The 15689-nt window shown below is 68.0% G+C and carries 16 protein-coding genes; 9 read left to right on the top strand and 7 right to left on the bottom strand.

Annotated elements, in window-relative coordinates; genetic code table 11:
• The 7 genes from dnaQ to EQG76_RS19480 form a co-directional block, all read left to right on the top strand.
• Positions 1–663: DNA polymerase III subunit epsilon (dnaQ, locus tag EQG76_RS19510; RefSeq protein ID WP_159716020.1), on the top strand; the 663-nt coding region annotated here is incomplete at its 5' end.
• A gap of 76 nt (positions 664–739) precedes the next feature.
• Positions 740–1954 carry an NADP-dependent isocitrate dehydrogenase gene (locus EQG76_RS19505; RefSeq protein WP_159716019.1) on the top strand — a complete coding sequence of 405 codons (1215 nt, stop codon included), beginning with the start codon at positions 740–742 and terminating at the stop codon, positions 1952–1954.
• Between the two features lie 68 nt (positions 1955–2022).
• A complete protein-coding gene (locus EQG76_RS19500) occupies positions 2023–3102 on the top strand; it encodes a VanZ family protein (RefSeq protein WP_235031460.1) in 1080 nt (359 codons plus the stop codon).
• A gap of 247 nt (positions 3103–3349) precedes the next feature.
• Entirely contained in the window at positions 3350–4294 is a 945-nt protein-coding gene (locus tag EQG76_RS19495; protein WP_407925554.1) for a sugar ABC transporter substrate-binding protein, read from the top strand.
• Between the two features lie 87 nt (positions 4295–4381).
• On the top strand, positions 4382–5887 hold the full coding sequence (locus EQG76_RS19490; RefSeq protein WP_159716016.1) for a sugar ABC transporter ATP-binding protein: 1506 nt from the start codon (positions 4382–4384) through the stop codon (positions 5885–5887).
• Positions 5888–5901: 14 nt separating this feature from the next.
• On the top strand, positions 5902–6924 hold the full coding sequence (locus EQG76_RS19485) for an ABC transporter permease (RefSeq protein WP_159716015.1): 1023 nt from the start codon (positions 5902–5904) through the stop codon (positions 6922–6924).
• 83 nt (positions 6925–7007) lie between these two features.
• Positions 7008–8102 (top strand): AbrB family transcriptional regulator, encoded by a 1095-nt coding sequence (locus EQG76_RS19480; RefSeq protein WP_159716014.1) that lies wholly within the window; start codon positions 7008–7010, stop codon positions 8100–8102.
• Between the two features lie 105 nt (positions 8103–8207).
• Here EQG76_RS19480 and EQG76_RS19475 read toward each other — a convergent pair whose 3' ends face one another.
• Positions 8208–8708 (bottom strand): hypothetical protein, encoded by a 501-nt coding sequence (locus EQG76_RS19475; RefSeq protein ID WP_159716013.1) that lies wholly within the window; start codon positions 8706–8708, stop codon positions 8208–8210.
• Positions 8709–9454: 746 nt separating this feature from the next.
• On the opposite strand from EQG76_RS19475, the gene EQG76_RS19470 reads away from it, so the two are divergent.
• Positions 9455–9658, top strand: a complete 204-nt coding sequence (locus tag EQG76_RS19470) for a cupin domain-containing protein (protein WP_159716023.1) — start codon at positions 9455–9457, stop codon at positions 9656–9658.
• Here EQG76_RS19470 and EQG76_RS19465 read toward each other — a convergent pair.
• The 6 genes from EQG76_RS19465 to EQG76_RS19440 form a co-directional block, all read right to left on the bottom strand.
• Positions 9655–10248 (bottom strand): GNAT family N-acetyltransferase, encoded by a 594-nt coding sequence (locus tag EQG76_RS19465; RefSeq protein WP_200840950.1) that lies wholly within the window; start codon positions 10246–10248, stop codon positions 9655–9657. The genes EQG76_RS19470 and EQG76_RS19465 overlap by 4 nt on opposite strands.
• A 19-nt stretch (positions 10249–10267) precedes the next feature.
• Positions 10268–11575: an ATP-dependent protease ATPase subunit HslU gene (gene hslU, locus EQG76_RS19460; RefSeq protein WP_159716012.1), complete on the bottom strand. Its 1308-nt coding sequence runs from the start codon at positions 11573–11575 to the stop codon at positions 10268–10270.
• Positions 11572–12117 carry an ATP-dependent protease subunit HslV gene (gene hslV, locus EQG76_RS19455; protein ID WP_255476569.1) on the bottom strand — a complete coding sequence of 182 codons (546 nt, stop codon included), beginning with the start codon at positions 12115–12117 and terminating at the stop codon, positions 11572–11574. Before hslV ends, hslU begins: the two co-directional genes overlap by 4 nt.
• Before the next feature lie 173 nt (positions 12118–12290).
• Positions 12291–12533, bottom strand: a complete 243-nt coding sequence (locus EQG76_RS19450; RefSeq protein ID WP_159716011.1) for a hypothetical protein — start codon at positions 12531–12533, stop codon at positions 12291–12293.
• Positions 12534–12897: 364 nt separating this feature from the next.
• A complete protein-coding gene (locus tag EQG76_RS19445; protein ID WP_159716010.1) occupies positions 12898–13899 on the bottom strand; it encodes an ABC transporter permease in 1002 nt (333 codons plus the stop codon).
• 88 nt (positions 13900–13987) lie between these two features.
• Positions 13988–15037 carry a sugar ABC transporter substrate-binding protein gene (locus tag EQG76_RS19440; RefSeq protein ID WP_159716009.1) on the bottom strand — a complete coding sequence of 350 codons (1050 nt, stop codon included), beginning with the start codon at positions 15035–15037 and terminating at the stop codon, positions 13988–13990.
• Positions 15038–15170: 133 nt separating this feature from the next.
• Here EQG76_RS19440 and EQG76_RS19435 point away from each other — a divergent pair.
• Positions 15171–15689, top strand: a 519-nt coding sequence (locus EQG76_RS19435; protein WP_456237663.1) for an oxidoreductase, incomplete at its 3' end; no start/stop codon positions are given.

Below are 15689 nucleotides of genomic sequence, written 5' to 3'. Positions count from 1 at the left end.
CTCGACACCGAGACCACCGGGCTGAACCCACGCGACGGCCACCGGATCCTGGAGATCGCCTGCCTGGAGCTGGTCCACCAGGTGCCGACCGGCAAGACCTTCTACACGCTGATCGACCCGCAGCGCGACGTGCCGGAGGAGGCTGCGCGCATCCATGGCATCACTACCGACAAGCTGGTGGGTCAGCCGCGCTTCAAGGACATGGTCGACGCGTTCCTGGAGTTCATCGGCGACGACCCGCTGATCATCCACAACGCGCCGTTCGACATGCGCTTTTTGAACGCGGAACTGTTCCGCGCGCGCCGGCCGGAGCTGCCGTTCGACCGGGCGGTTGACACGCTGATGCTGGCCCAGCGCAAGTTCCCGGGGGCACCGGCCAGCCTCGATGCCCTGTGCCGGCGCTTCTCGGTGGACAATTCCGGCCGCGTGTTCCATGGGGCGCTGCTCGACTGCGAGCTCCTGGCTGAGGTCTATGTCCACCTGCTGGGCGGCCGGCAGGCAGCGCTGGGCTTCTCGATGGACGCCCGGTCGGGGCTGGCTGCGGCCGGTCCTGCCGAGCGGCCGTTCCGCCCGGCCAGGCCGCATGCCGCCACCCCTGAGGAACTGGCCGCGCACGCCGCCTTTGTCGGCAAGATCAAGGACGCCCTGTGGAACGCGGCTTGAGCCCTGCCGCCCGGGGCGACTAGAAGGCCCGCGACGCGCACGGAGCGCCGGACCTGCGGCGATAGAGGAGTCAAGGATGGCGAAGATCAAGGTCAAGAACCCGATCGTCGAGCTCGACGGCGACGAGATGACCCGGATCATCTGGCAGATGATCAAGGACAAGCTGATCCTGCCCTACCTGGACATCGAGCTCCTCTACTACGACCTCGGCATCGAGCATCGCGACGCCACGGACGATCGGGTGACGGTCGAAGCGGCAGAGGCGATCAAGAAGCACAATGTCGGCGTGAAGTGCGCGACGATTACGCCGGACGAGGCGCGGGTCGAGGAGTTCGGCCTCAAGAAGATGTGGAAGTCGCCCAACGGCACGATCCGCAACATCCTGGGCGGCACGATCTTCCGCGAGCCGATCATCTGCCAGAACGTGCCGCGCCTGGTGCCGGGCTGGACCCAGCCGATCGTGATCGGCCGCCATGCCTTCGGCGACCAGTACCGCGCCACCGACTTCAAGGTGCCGGGCAAGGGCAAGCTCACCATTACCTTCCAGCCCGAGGACGGCTCCGCACCGATCCAGCACGAGGTCTACGACTTCCAGGGCTCGGGCGTGGCGATGGCCATGTACAACCTGGACGAGTCGATCCGCGAGTTCGCCCGCGCGTCCATGAACTACGCGCTGCAGCGCAAGTGGCCGCTCTACCTCTCGACCAAGAACACGATCCTGAAGGCCTATGATGGCCGGTTCAAGGACCTGTTCCAGGAAGTGTTCGACGCCGAGTTCGCTGACAAGTTCAAGGCGGCGGGCACGGTCTACGAGCACCGGCTGATCGACGACATGGTCGCCTCGGCGCTGAAGTGGTCGGGCGGCTATGTCTGGGCCTGCAAGAACTATGACGGCGACGTGCAGTCCGACACGGTGGCGCAGGGCTTCGGCTCGCTGGGCCTGATGACCTCGGTGCTGATGACCCCGGACGGCGGCACGGTCGAGGCCGAGGCGGCGCACGGCACCGTGACCCGCCATTATCGCGAGCACCAGAAGGGCAAGCAGACCTCGACCAACCCGATCGCCTCGATCTTCGCCTGGACCCGCGGGCTGACCTACCGCGCCCGGATTGACGGCACGCCGGACGTCGAGCAGTTCGCCCAGACGCTGGAGAAGGTCTGCATCGACACGGTCGAGAACGGGCAGATGACCAAGGACCTGGCGGTGCTGATCGGCCCCGACCAGCCCTGGCTCACCACCACCGGCTTCCTGGACGCCCTCGACAAGGGGCTGGCCAAGGCGCTCTCCTGAGCGGTTTCGGCCTGAGCAATCCTGGCGGGAGTAGCCGCAGGGGCGCCGCCTGGCGGCGCCCCTTGCGCATGGTGCGTGCGCAGCTTGGCGCGCACCGGCCGCGGCGCCTGCTCCGCCGCTTCCTGGTCCATGAGGAGATCAGCGCGGTCCTCACGCCGCCGGTGCGGATCGCGGCGCTGGTCGTGGTGCTGGTCAGCTACTTCTTCGCAGTGTTCTGGCCGCTCGAATGGCGGCTGCCGCGCCAGGTACTGAACCAGGTGGAGATCGGCGCCGAGGGCCAGGCCCTGTTCGACCGGCCGGGCGTGCTGCGCAGCTACGCGGCACCGGAATGGCTGGCCGAGGTGAAGCGGGGCGCGCCGCTGCGGGTACGGCTGGACGTCCTGCCCGGCCCGCCCCATCCGCGCTTCCTCGGCCGCCTGTTCGCCATCACGCTGGGCTGGCACGGTCGTCTGCTCTCGATCGACCGTGACCAGGACGTCCTGCTGGTGCATCTGCGCGCCAAGGGCACCAATCTCGACGGCTACCCGCCCCTGCGCGCCCGCGGCGTGTTCCAGGAGGGCCGCCCGCTACGCCTGGAGCTGGCGCTGGTGGGGCCGGAGCTGACCGTGCAGGTGGACGGCAGGACGGTGATCCGCCACCGCTATCGCGACGATCCCCGCCGGCGCTGGATCAGCGGCTACAAGCTGGCACTCGGCAGCGACATCAACATGCGCCGCTTCTTCCTGGGCGAGATCTCCTTTACCGAGGTGAGGGTGGGCGAGCGGGCCTATGACCTGCTGGCACCGGGCGTGCTGTCCCGTCCGCACCGCATCGTCTTCCTCGACCGCGAGCCGCGCCTCGTCCCGTTCCAGGACATCTGGACCCGCGACGCCTGGGAGAACGTGCTGGGCTTCGTCCCGCTCGGCGTGGTGGCGGCGATCTGGCCGGGCGCCACCCTGTTCTCGGTGCTGGCGACTGGGCTGGCCATCAGCGGCAGCATCGAGTTCATCCAGCTGACCGTGCCGGGCCGGGTCCCCTCGGTGGACGACGTGATCACCAACACGACCGGCGCCTTTTGCGGCTGGCTGCTGATCTTCTTCCTGCGCACGGCCCTGGACGCCTGGGGGCGCCGGCGCGCCGTGGCAGCGGCTGCCGGACCGGCCGCCTGAGGCCGCTGCGCCCGCTTCCGCAATCCGTGCAGCTAAAGTATGACTTTTGCCCCGGCTTTCCGCGGGGACCGCTTGCCAAGCACTCATGGCTCGCTCAAGAGTTTGGCGGCAGAGCGGACCGAGAAGGCCGCCTTCAGGGAGGTTGGAACCGATGACCCGGAAGTTCGGCGTCACGCCGGAAACTCGTCGCTCGTTCATCAACAAGGTGACTGGCTCCAGCGCTGCGGCGGCGGCGGTCCTGGGCGGCATGGGCATGAGCCCGATGATGGGTGCGGCGCTGGCCCAGGAGATGGGCCGCTCGGAAAAGCCGCTGAAGGCCGCCTTCTCCAATGCCGGCCTCCAGGCGACCTGGTGCGCCCAGGGCAAGCAGGCGGCGGAATACTGGGGCAAGCTGTTCAACGTCGAGGTCACTTGGTTCGACGGTGAGCTCTCCGCCCCCAAGCAGCGCGCCGCCATCGACAACATGGCGTCCCAGAAGTGGGACTTCGTGGCGATCCAGGCGTTCGGCATCGGCACGCTGACCGACCCGGTCAAGCGCATGATCGACGCCGGCACGCCGGTGATCGACATGGACACGCTGATCGCCCCGCTCGATCAGATCGACGTGCACAGCTTCCTGGCCCCGGACAACGAGTTCATGGGCGCCGCGGTCACCCAGGCCCTGGTCGATGCGATCGGCGGCAAGGGCAAGATCGTGATGACCCAGGGCGCGCTCGGCCATACCGGCGCCCAGGGCCGTGCCCGCGGCTTCAAGTCGGTGGTCGAGAAGTTCCCGGACATCGAGGTGCTGGACGAGCAGCCCGCCGACTGGGACGTGACCAAGGCCACCCGGATCTGGGACAGCCTGCTCACCAAGCATTCCCAGATCGACGCCGCCTTCTTCCACAATGACGACATGGCGCTGGCCGCCCAGAACGTCATGAAGGCGCGCGGCCGCGAGAACATCCTGGTGGGCGGCGTCGACGCCATGCCGCCGGCGGTGGAAGCGGTCCTGGACGGCCGGATGCACGCCACCGTGCGCAACCCGTCCTGCCGCATCCATGGCGGCGCCATCATGGCCGGCGTGGCTGCGGTGGTGGCCGGCGAGAAGACCGGCGAGGGCATCCCCAAGCACGTGGTCACTGACGGCCCGGTGGTGACCAAGAACAATGCCGAGGGCATGCTCTGGATGCAGCGGCACTTCCTGATCTGATGGAACGGGCGGCGCGGCCGGCCTGCCGGTCGCGCCATCCCTGACAGAAACGACGAGATTCATGAGGCGGCAGGGCCGGATCGCGCGATGAGCGAAGGCAAGGAAACCCCGATCCTGGAGATGGTCGGGATCGGCAAACGCTTCGGCGGCGTAACGGCACTCACCGGGATCGATTTCGACCTGCGGCGCGGCGAGGTGCATGGGCTGGTCGGCGAGAACGGCGCCGGCAAGTCGACGCTCATGAAGATCATCGCCGGCGTCCATCACGGCTATGACGGCGAGATGCGCATCGACGGGCAGCCGGTGCACTTCCGCTCGGCCCGCGACGCGCTGGCCGCCGGCATCGGCATGGTCCACCAGGAGCTCTCGATCGTCCCGCAGCTCTCCGTGGCCGAGAACGTGTTCCTGGGCGTGCAGCCGACCAACGGGCTGGGCGTCGTCTCCTGGGGCCGGATGAAGCGCGAGGCGCGTGAGCACCTGCAGCTCCTGGGCATCGACATCGATCCGTCGCGCGAGACCGGCACTCTACCGATCGGGATGCAGCAGCTCATCGAGATCGGCCGGGTCCTGTTCTCCGGGGCGCGCATCGTCATCCTGGACGAGCCGACCTCGGCCCTGTCCCCGCCCGAGGTGAAGCACCTGTTCGAGGTGCTGGGCCGGCTCAAGGCCAAGGGCACCACGTTTGTGTTCATCTCGCACTTCCTGGAGGACATCCTGGAAGTCTCGGACCGGGTGACTGTGTTCCGCAACAGCCGCAAGGTCGCCACGGTCGATGCCGCCTCGGTCGACAAGGCCTGGGTGATCGAGCAGATGATCGGGGCGGGCCATCATGAGCTGGCCGACGCCATGCTGGGCGAGATCCGCCTGGAAAGCCCGAAGGGTGCTCCGGTGGTGTTCTCGGCGCGCGGCCTGTCGCGCCCGCGCAGCTTCGCCGACGTGAGCTTCGACGTGAAGGCCGGCGAGGTGGTGGGCCTGTACGGCTTCATGGGCTCGGGTCAGACCGAGCTCGCCCGGGCATTGATGGGCAAAGCCCGGCTGCATGGCGGTACGGTCAGCATGGGCGGCCAGGAGATCCGCCTGCGCAGCACGGCGGACGCCAAGAAGGCCGGGATCGCACTGGTGCCCGAGAGCCGGCGCGCCATGCTGTTCACCCATGAGCCGGTCTACAAGAACATCTCGATCAGCATACTGGAGCGGATCTCCCGCCTTCTGCTCAAGCCGGCCGAGGAGCGCCGGATCGCGCAAGGCCATGTCGACGCGCTCCGGATCCGACCGTTCTCGGTCGAGCCCGAGGTACGCAAGCTGTCGGGCGGCAACCAGCAGAAGGTGGCGCTGGCCCGCTGGCTGACCCACCTGCCGCGCCTCCTGGTCCTCTCCGAGCCCACCAAGGGCATGGATGTCGGCGCCAAGGACGACGTGGTGAAGATCGTCAAGGGCCTGAAGGAAAAGGGCGTGGCGGTGGTGGTGGCCTCGGCCGAGCCCGAGACGGTGCTGACCATGGCCGACCGCATCCTGGTGATGCGCAAGGGCCAGATCGCGCAAGAATTCGCGGAGCGTGGCGTCAGCAAGGACCAGCTGCTCGCGGCCGCCTGAAGGAAGTCGGATCCATGAATGCTGATGTGGCGAGTGCGGCGGGGCGTGAGGGCGGCAGCATCGGCCGCTGGGTGGCCGGCCGGCTGACCAACCTGGCCCCCCTGGTCACCCTCCTGTTCCTGGTCCTGGTGTTCAGCCTGATGGCACCGTCCTTTGCGACGCTGGACAATCTGGGCAACATCATGCGCCAGGTCTCGATCACCGCGATCATCGCGACCGGCCTGACCTTCGTGATCCTGACTGCCGAGATCGACCTGTCGGTGGCCAGCATCGCGAACGCGGTCGGCATCGTGGTCGCCTATTTTACCCTCCAGGAAACCTACGTGAACATCGCGAACGTGCCGATGCCGGGTGCGGTCGCGATCCTGTTCGCCCTGCTGGCCGCCTTCGCGCTCGGCACGGTGAATGCCGTGGGCGTCACGGTCATCGGCATCCCGTCCTTCATCATGACGCTCGCCATGATGCAGATCGGCGCGGGCATCTCTGCCCTACTGGTGCGTGGCCAGATCGCGTATGCCATTCCCGATCCGGTCCGCTTCCTGGGCTCGGGCATGATGGGGCCGTTCCCGTCCATCGTGGTGGTGGCCTGCTTGTTCCTGCTGGTCGGCCACCTGGTGCTCACCTACACGCGCTTTGGCCGCTACGTGTACATGGTGGGCGGCAACCGCGAGGCGGCCGAGTTCTCGGGCGTCAACGTCAAGCTGGTGATCGCCGCGGTGATGATCATCTCGGCGGTCTGCTGCGGCGTGGCCGGCATGCTGGGCGTGGCCTATTACGGCAGCGCCCAGCAGAACGAGTTCGACGACTATCTGCTCGATTCGATCGCCGCGGTGGTGGTGGGCGGCACCAGCCTGTTCGGCGGCCAGGGCGGCATCCCCAACACCATCCTGGGCCTGCTGGTCCTGGGCGTGCTCAACAACGGCCTGGACCATATCGACATCGACAGCTTCCTGAAGGTGCTGATCCGCGGCCTGATCCTGCTGCTCGCCCTGATCATCAACGTCTACGCCCAGCGCCTGCGCAACCGCGCCGCCTGAGCACCGGCGTCACGCCCGGCTTGCCGGGACCGGCCGGAGGGCGCATCTGGGGCCACCAGTCCGCCCGGACCGTGCGGAGATCGATGCCCTTGTCGCGCTACCTGCCGGCCATGCGGCGGCACCTGCCGGTGCTGCTGCACTGGACCGTCCTCCTGGTCCTGTCCGCCCTGCTGGCGGCCCTGCTCGAATGGTTCGGCCTGCCGGCGGCCCTGCTCCTGGGCCCGATGCTGGCAGGTGCGGTGCTGGGCGTGAATGGCACGGCCCTGCGGGTGCCGCGCCTGCCCTACTGGGGGGCCCAGGGCATTATCGGCTGCATGATCGCCGCCGCCGTCCATGCCGAGTTCCTCGGCCTGTTCCTCGAGCGCTGGCCCCTGTTCCTGGCGGTGGTGGCCGCGACCGTGGCGGCCAGCAGCACGCTCGGCTGGCTGATGAGCCGGAGCCGGATCCTGCCGGGCACCACGGCGGTCTGGGGCTCCTCGCCCGGTGCCGCCTCGGCGATGATGCTGATGTCCGAGGCCTATGGCGCCGACGCCCGGCTGGTGGCGTTCATGCAGTATCTGCGCGTGGTGTTCGTCGCCGCGGCCGCCTCGCTGGTGGCACGGTTCTGGGTCGATGCGTCCGGTGCGACCCTGCCGGCGATCGTGTGGTTCCCGCCGGTCGACCCGGCCTCGCTGCTGCTCACCCTGGTGATCGCGTTCGGCGGCGTTGCGCTGGGCCGGCTCGCCCGGTTCCCGGCCGGTGCCTTCCTGCTGCCGATGGTGCTGGCAGCCCTGCTGAACGGCTTTGGCCTGGTCGAGCTGGTCCTGCCGGAATGGCTCCTGGCGATCAGCTACGCGGTGCTCGGCTGGAGCATCGGGCTGGGCTTCACCCGGCAGATCCTGCGCCATGCGGCGCGCGCCCTGCCGCAGATCGTGGCCTCGATCCTGGCGCTGATGGCGTTCTCGGCGGCTTTGGCGGCCCTGCTCGCCTGGCAGTTCGGGATCGATCCCCTGACCGCCTATCTGTCGACCAGCCCCGGCGGCATGGATTCGGTGGCGATCATCGCCGCGTCCAGCGATGTCGACCTGGCCTTCGTGATGGCCCTGCAGACCGTGCGCTTCCTGGTGGTCCTTCTGCTCGGTCCGTTCCTGGCTCGCTTCATCGCCGACCAGCTGCAGCGTTCGCACCGCAGCGCGTAGAAGCGCCGAAATGATACCACGACACGAGCATGACCCCGGCCGGATCGCTCCCGCCGGGGCCAATGCATTGACCGTAGGACGCCGCCGAAGCGGCGTCCCTGGATGCTACTGCTCGCAGCCGACCGAGCCCGGCGCGCAAGCGTTGTCCTGGTCCGGCTGCAGTCCCTGTTCCGTCGACTGACCGGTCGCCGCACCGGAGTCGGTGCCGTCTTCGGTACCGCCGATGCCGGTCGTGCCGGTATCCGCGCCGGCACCCGACTGGCCGGCGTCGCCGCCCGTGTCACCGTCAGTGCCGCCGCCCGCGCCACCGTCGCCCGTGCCACCGTCGCCCGTGCCACCGTCGCCCGTGCCACTGTCGCCCGAGCCACCGTCGCCCGCGCCATCACCGCCGCTGCCGCTACCGCTGCCGTTGTCGCCGGTGCCGCCGCTGCCGCCGTCGGTGCCGCCGCTGCCGGTGCCGGTCTGGCCGCTGCCGGCGCCAGTAGTGGTTCCGCCACTGACGCTGCCACCACTGCTACCGCTACCGCCGCCATTGCTCTGCGCCATGGAAATGGCCGGGAGAAGCACGATGGCCAGGGCAGTGGTCGCCATCAGTATCTTGCGCATGAAACTTCCTCCTAGAGGCCTGTCGAGCCGAGATCGCTTGCGATCGGTCAACCGACGGCTTCGTTCGTTTCGCCGATCAACTCGGGCGGTGCCGTCCGTCATTCCCTGAAACAGTGACCCTTGGCGGACGTTCCGGCGACGATCTGTAAAACTTGTGAGCCGGCAGCCGGTACAACGCCCGCGGCGAGACATGCAAAATATCGCTCCAGTGGTGTGATTTTGCCGACCAGATCAGGCCTGCTTGTTGCCATGCTCCAGCGCAGACTGATTTGCTCGATGTCTCGATGTGATTATGGCGACCCATGCCGTGGCGGCAGTTGGTCGGGTACCGCGGCCGGGGGAACCCGGTACCGCCCAAGTCGTCGCGGTCGGATCGAGCGGATGTTCCACCGTTTTCCGGCAGACCGATCCGGATCCAAACGCCCGGCGAGGATCCGTTCCCCGTGATCGTCCACTGTCATGGTGGCGGCTGGGTGATCGCCGGCCTCGATACCTACGACGGCCCGGCCGCTCCCCCGCCATGTCGACGCGATCGTGGTCTCGTCCCATCTGGCGGAACATGACGGCGGGGACGGACATAACCCGCCATCCTGCCAGGAGAACGCTAGGCCCCTGAACAAGGCGATGACGGAGCGACTTGCCCGCCCGTATCCGGCGCCGGCCGGGGAGTTCGACCGGCTGGGACGTGGCGTCTTCGGTGCCGACACCCGGCACGGGAAAATTGAGAACCTCGCCTCGGGGCGGCTCTGCCCGGTGCTTCAGGGGACGGACGATTCACGATCGCGGACAAAGAGATCGCGGTGGCGGCCGGTGACGTCGCGATCATCCCGCGCGACACGCCCCATGACCATGCCGGCCGCCCGACCGCCTCCCCGGTCCATGCGCCGGCCAATCTCGACGAGGCCGACCATCAGCCTGGAAGAGCCGCCCGAGCCCGACCAGGCGGCTAGGCGCCATCCTCGTCCACCGCTTGCTGCGCCTCCCGGAGATCAAGGCGCATCGCGCAGCGCTGGCGGGGATCCATGCCGGCGTGGCTCTCGGCCGCCAGTCGGTCACGCAGTGCCGGCGGAGGCTGGTCCTGCAGGATGAACCCCAGCCTGGCATAGAACGGCGCGTTCCAGGGCAGGGTGCGGTCGGTCGTCAGCGCGACGCCTTGCAGCCCCGCCTTCTGCGCCGCTACCGCCGCCTGCGCCAGCAGGGCCGTGCCGATGCCCTGGCGGTGCAGGTCCGGGTGCACCGACAGTTCCTGCACGAACAGGTCCCGGGCCAGCGGGGCGGCCATCAGGAAGCCGGCGATCCGCCCGCCCGATGCCGCCGCCACCCAGAGCCAGCCGCGGCCCCAGGCAGCCGCCAGCCAGCTCGGATCGGTCGGCGGCGCGTCGACCGCCCAGTCCATGTGGGTGCCGGCGAACATCTGTGCCGCCGCCCGCTCGACTGCTGCGATCGCCGGGAAGTCGGCCGGCACGGCCAGCCGGATCGACGCTGTGTTGGCGGAGAGGCATCGCGCCCTGCGGAGCAGTGCCGGGCCGTCTCCGCTCACCGGTGCCGGTGCCGGTGCTTCAAAGGATGAAGCGCGACAGGTCGTGGCTGCCCAAGAGCGAGCCGACCTTTTCCTGGACCAGCGCCGCGTCGACCTTGACGGTTTGCCCGCCCATGTCGGTGGCGCTGAAGCTGACGTCCTCCAGGAGCTTCTCCATCACGGTCTGCAGCCGCCTGGCGCCGATATTCTCGACCCGGCGGTTGATGTCGTCGGCCAGGCGCGCGATCGCGTCGATCGAATCCTCGCCGAACTCCAGCGTGACGTTCTCCGTGCCGAGGAGTGCCACGTACTGCCGGATCAGGCTGGCCTCCGGCTCCACCAGGATCCGGCGCAGGTCAGCCTCACTCAACGGGTCGAGCTCCACCCGGATCGGCAGGCGGCCCTGCAGCTCGGGCAGGAGGTCGGAGGGCTTGCTCAGGTGGAAGGCGCCCGACGTGATGAACAGGATGTGCTCGGTACGGACCATGCCGTGCTTGGTCGCGACCGAGGTGCCTTCTACGATCGGCAGGAGGTCGCGCTGCACGCCCTCCCGGCTGACGTCGCCGGCCTTGCCCTCGCGCGAGGTGATCTTGTCGATCTCGTCGATGAAGACGATGCCGTTCTGCTCGGCCACCTTGATCCCGGTCCGGGTCACCACGTCCTGGTCGAGCAGCTTGTCGCTCTCTTCGGCCATCAGGATCTCGTAGGACTGGGCGACGGTCATCTTGCGCCGCTTGGTGCGCCCGCCCAGCGCCTTGCCCAGCATGTCGCCGAGATTGACCATGCCCATCTGGGCGCCCTGCATCCCGGGAATGTCGAACAGCGGCATACCGGCGCCGGGCTGGTCGGCGACCTCGATCTCGATTTCCTTGTCGGCGAACTGGCCATCCCGCAGGCGGCGGCGGAACGCCTCGCGCGTGTCCTTGGACGCCTGGGCGCCGACCAGCGCATCCAGCACCCGCTCCTCTGCGGCCGTCTCGGCCTTGGCCGCCACCTCGCGGCGCATCCGCTCGCGGGTCTCCTTGATCGCGATCTCGACCAGGTCGCGGACGATGCTCTCCACGTCCCGGCCGACATAGCCGACCTCGGTGAACTTGGTGGCCTCGACCTTGAGGAACGGCGCCTGGGCCAGCCGCGCCAGGCGGCGAGCGATCTCGGTCTTGCCGCAGCCGGTCGGGCCGATCATCAGGATGTTCTTCGGCAGCACCTCTTCCCGCAGGTGCTCGTCGATTTGCTGGCGCCGCCAGCGGTTGCGGAGCGCAATGGCGACCGCGCGCTTGGCGGCGTTCTGGCCGACGATGAAGCGGTCGAGTTCGGAGACGATCTCCCGGGGGGTCAGCGCGGTCATGACAGGGCGAGCTTCTCGAGGGTGAGCTGGTGGTTGGTGTAGACGCAGATGTCGGCGGCGATCGCCATGGCGCGACGTGCGACCTCCTCGGCGTCCAGCCCCTCCACCGGCAGGAGTGCCCGTGCGGCGGCCAGTGCGTAGCTGCCGCCCGAGCCGATGCCGATCACGCCGAACTCCGGCTCCAGCACGTCGCCCTGGCCGGTCAGCACCAACGAGACATCCTTGTCGGCCACCGCCATCATCGCCTCCAGGCGGCGCAGGTAGCGGTCGGTCCGCCAGTCCTTGGCGAGCTCGACACAGGCACGGGCGAGCTGGCCCGGATGACGCTCCAGCTTGGCCTCCAGGCGCTCCAGCAGGGCGAAGGCATCCGCCGTGGCCCCGGCGAATCCGGCCAGGATCTGGCCGTCGCCCACCCGGCGCAGCTTCTTCGCGTTACCCTTGATCACGGTCTGGCCGAGCGAGACCTGGCCGTCGCCGGCCATCACCACCATCGGCCCCTTGCGCACGCACAGGATCGTCGTGCCGTGCCAGCTTTCCGTCAACGCGTCGTTCCTTCGACATCCCCCGCAAGCGCTTCAGTTGGGGGACGCGTCGCTGCACTGCAACGGGTGAACGCAGCGGGCAAGCTGAAAACGGCGGCACCGGCCAGCCCCCAGGCTGGCCGGTGCGCAGCGGTCAGCGAAGCGACTGGAGCAATGGTCCAGCCCCGCCGCCATCAGCCGTTGTCGTTGGCGTGCGCCAGCTCCAGGTCGGCCACCGCGGTGGCCAAGCCGCGCAGCGCCGAGATCAGGGCGCCCTCGTCGCGCATCCGGAAGGCCGCGCTGGTGAGCACCGCGGCGCTCACGACGGCATCGTGGATGGTGTCGACGGCAAGGCCAGTCCAGGCGGGGGCGGCCTCGGCCAGGCCTTGGAGCTGGGCCGGCTCGATGCAGTCGGCCATCGCACGGTAGTTGCTCATCAGTAGTCCCCCATGACGCATTGCGGTCCGAAGCGGCGCGATGCCGGGCGCAGCGGGACCAGGACCCGGCTGCACTGCCGTTGCGGCGGCATCGTCTTCACGTCACGGACTATATCGCTGGTTGAGTTTCAAACAATAGCGCTCACTTGGGCAATGAAACTACTGTTGTTGGATGAACTCGACAGTGACGAAGCTGCGGAAATAGATAGAATTTTCCGAACTTCGGCCTCATCGGAAAAAATCGAACTCTCATGAGCCCCTGGGTCAATCGGGTAAGATTGATCGAATACCCGGGAGATTCTTGCAGCTTTCCTCCTCGAAGCGACATCGCCGCCCTGTGCCAGAATGTCGCAGCCTCGGCCGTTCAACCGAGGCGCTTGGCGATCTCGGTCTTCACCCCGTCCAGCAGCACCGCGATCAGCATCAGCCCACCGCGGATCACCTGCATGTAGCTGGCATCCAGCCCCATCACGTTGATCGCGGTGTCGATCGTGGAAAGCAGCAGCACACCGGCGAACACGCCGGACAGCTGGCCGATCCCGCCGCGCAGCGACACGCCGCCGATCACCACTGCGGCGAACGCCTCGAACAACATGCCGATGCCCAGGTTCGGCGTGGCGCCATTGGTACGCGCGGCGAGCAGCCAGCCGGCGAATGCCGCGATCACCCCGGACAGGATGAAGACCCCGAACAGCACCCGCTCGACATTGATGCCGGCACGGAACGGTGCCACCGGGTTGCCGCCCACCAGATAGACCCGCCGGCCGAACAAGGAGCCCTTCAGGATCTGGCCGAACGCTAGATAGGTGACGATGGTGATCCAGACCAGCATCGGCAGGCCCAGCAGGTCGGTGTTGGCGACCGCGCGGAAATCCTGGGGCAGGCCGTAGATCGAGCGCCCGCCGGTCAGGATCAATCCTAAGCCCCGGATCGCGATATAGGCGGCCAGCGTCACCACGAACGCGTTGAGCCGGAACTTCACGATCAGGATCGCATTGAACAGCCCGGCCAGCGCGCCGAAGCCCAGCACCAGCAGGAGCGAGACCCAGGTGTTCACCTGGAAGGCGAAGGGCGAACCGCGCGCGGCGGTGAGCCCGGCCGCCAGCATCGCCGCGAACGCCATGACGCTCTCGATCGACAGGTCCATGTGCCCGGCGATCACGCAGAAGGCCAGCCCCAGCGAGAGCAGGCCGACATAGGTCGCGTGCTGGGCGATGTTGATGAAGATGCCGACCTGGAAGAAATGCTCGATGCTGAGCGAGCAGATCAGCAGGATCACCGCCAGGATGAACCAGACCAGGTGGTCGAGCAGCAGCTTGACCAGGCGGATGCGGCTGGCCGAGGGGGCAGGGGTCGCGGCGATCATTCAGGTGCTTCTTGGCTGGTACGTCGGATGCCCCGGCCGCTAATCGGCCGGGGCATCGCAGGAGACGAGAAGAATCAGGCCGGCGGCCTCACTTCACCACGTCGACCGGTACGTTCGGGAACTGCAGATTGCCCCAGAAGCGCGGGTCGTCGACATTCTCCTTGGTGATCGCCGCCCCCGGGATCTTCAGGTTCGGGCCCCAGTCCTCATTGGTGAGCGTCGCATCCAGCCCCAGCACCTTGTAGGAGCCGGTCTGCAGCTCCTCGCCCGCCATGATCTTGTCGATGAACATGGCCAGCCCATAGACCTGGGCATAGGTCGGCTGCTCGACCTCGACCTGCTGCCAGCCGGCCCGGATATTGTCGAGCCCGACCGGCGCGCCGTTGGACGCCATCAGCATCATCTCGCCGGGCTTCATGCCCTTGCTTTCCATGATCGAGACGATCGGCACGGTCAGGTGCGCGGCATGGCAGAACACCAGGTCGATGTCCTGGGTGACCAGCAGCTGGTCCTCGAACGCCCGGCCGGCATTGGTCGGCTCCCAGAGCAGCGCCGCCTTGGAGATGATCTCCACCTCCGGCGCCTCCTTGGCCATCACCGCCTCGAAGCCCTTCTGGATGTCGAGCGTATAGGCGTCGCCGGGATCGCCCAGGATCTGCAGGACCTTGCCCTTGGGCGAGCCGTGGCGCTCGGTGAGCAGCCGCACGGCCTCGCCCGCGGCGATCTCGCCGATCTCCACCGTGCCGGCCACCGAGGTCAGCTCGAACTGGGTGGAGGTGATCAGCCGGTCGAAGTTCAGGACCTTGATCCCGGCCTCGCGCGCCTTCTCGATGCCGGGCACGATCGTGTCGAACGCCACCGCGTTGATGATCACCGCGTCGGGCTTGGTGTTGATCAGGTCCTCCAGCTGGGAGAGCTGGCGGGCGGCGTCGTTCTGGGCGTCCACCGAGGTGACCTCGTAGCCCAGCGAGCCGAACACCGATTCCACCGCCTTCTGGCTCTCGGTCTGGAACTCGTCCAGGAGGGTCGGGATCATGTAGACGATCTTGCCCTTGCCCTGGGCACTGGCCGGCCGGGCGGCGGCCAGTGCCGCTGCGGCGGACAGGAGAATGCCGACATCGCGGCGGCTCAGACGCATGGAAACTCCCCCGAAGTTATTGTCCTGGACCCTCGCATCGAACGACCCGGTCAATGCTTAGTCAAGCTGCGGCGCTTGCCGGCAGCCGGTGGCACCAGCACAGTCGGGGTCAGCGTCGTACCGGGAGGCCAGGATGTTCCCCAACCTGTTCACGCCGCTCACGATCCGCCACTGCACGCTGAAGAACCGGATCGTCTTCGGTGCGCACACCAACAACATGGCGGAAGGCGGCCTGCCATCCGCCCGCACGATCGGCTATTACGAGGAGCGCGCCCGCGGCGGCGCCGCCATGATCGTGGTGGAGCCGGTCCCGGTGCACCGCACCGCCGTGCTCACCCGCGGCAACTACCTGCCCGACGACGACCGGGTGATCCCGGCCTTCCGGCAACTCGTGGAAGCCTGCCGGCCGCATGGGGTCGTCATGATCCAGCAGCTCTACCATGTCGGCGCCCATGGCGATGCCGACAACAGCTTCGCACCGAACTGGTCGCCGTCCGGCATGCGCTCCTTCCACGACGCGGACGGCAGCCACGCCATGACGCAGGCCGAGATCGCCGAGATCCAGGACGGCTTCGTCCGCTGCGCGCTCCGCGCAAAGGCGGCCGGCTTCGACGGGATCGAGCTGTTCGCCGCCTACAACGCCCTGATCGAC

The organism is Geminicoccus flavidas, assembly GCF_009806515.1.
Taxonomy (GTDB): domain Bacteria; phylum Pseudomonadota; class Alphaproteobacteria; order Geminicoccales; family Geminicoccaceae; genus Geminicoccus; species Geminicoccus flavidus.
Note: the sequence above shows the minus strand (reverse complement) of the source record. Positions and strands in the feature narration are given on the sequence as shown.

Excerpts from the sequence above, each read along its gene's own strand:
- EQG76_RS19505 (WP_159716019.1), top strand. The coding sequence starts at position 740 with ATGGCGAAGATCAAGGTCAAGAACCCGATCGTCGAGCTCGACGGCGAC.
- EQG76_RS19500 (WP_235031460.1), top strand. The coding sequence starts at position 2,023 with ATGGTGCGTGCGCAGCTTGGCGCGCACCGGCCGCGGCGCCTGCTCCGC.
- EQG76_RS19495 (WP_407925554.1), top strand. The coding sequence starts at position 3,350 with ATGGGCATGAGCCCGATGATGGGTGCGGCGCTGGCCCAGGAGATGGGC.
- EQG76_RS19490 (WP_159716016.1), top strand. The coding sequence starts at position 4,382 with ATGAGCGAAGGCAAGGAAACCCCGATCCTGGAGATGGTCGGGATCGGC.
- EQG76_RS19485 (WP_159716015.1), top strand. The coding sequence starts at position 5,902 with ATGAATGCTGATGTGGCGAGTGCGGCGGGGCGTGAGGGCGGCAGCATC.
- EQG76_RS19480 (WP_159716014.1), top strand. The coding sequence starts at position 7,008 with ATGCCCTTGTCGCGCTACCTGCCGGCCATGCGGCGGCACCTGCCGGTG.
- EQG76_RS19475 (WP_159716013.1), bottom strand. The coding sequence starts at position 8,708 with ATGCGCAAGATACTGATGGCGACCACTGCCCTGGCCATCGTGCTTCTC.
- hslU (WP_159716012.1), bottom strand. The coding sequence starts at position 11,575 with ATGACCGCGCTGACCCCCCGGGAGATCGTCTCCGAACTCGACCGCTTC.
- EQG76_RS19450 (WP_159716011.1), bottom strand. The coding sequence starts at position 12,533 with ATGAGCAACTACCGTGCGATGGCCGACTGCATCGAGCCGGCCCAGCTC.
- EQG76_RS19445 (WP_159716010.1), bottom strand. The coding sequence starts at position 13,899 with ATGATCGCCGCGACCCCTGCCCCCTCGGCCAGCCGCATCCGCCTGGTC.
- EQG76_RS19440 (WP_159716009.1), bottom strand. The coding sequence starts at position 15,037 with ATGCGTCTGAGCCGCCGCGATGTCGGCATTCTCCTGTCCGCCGCAGCG.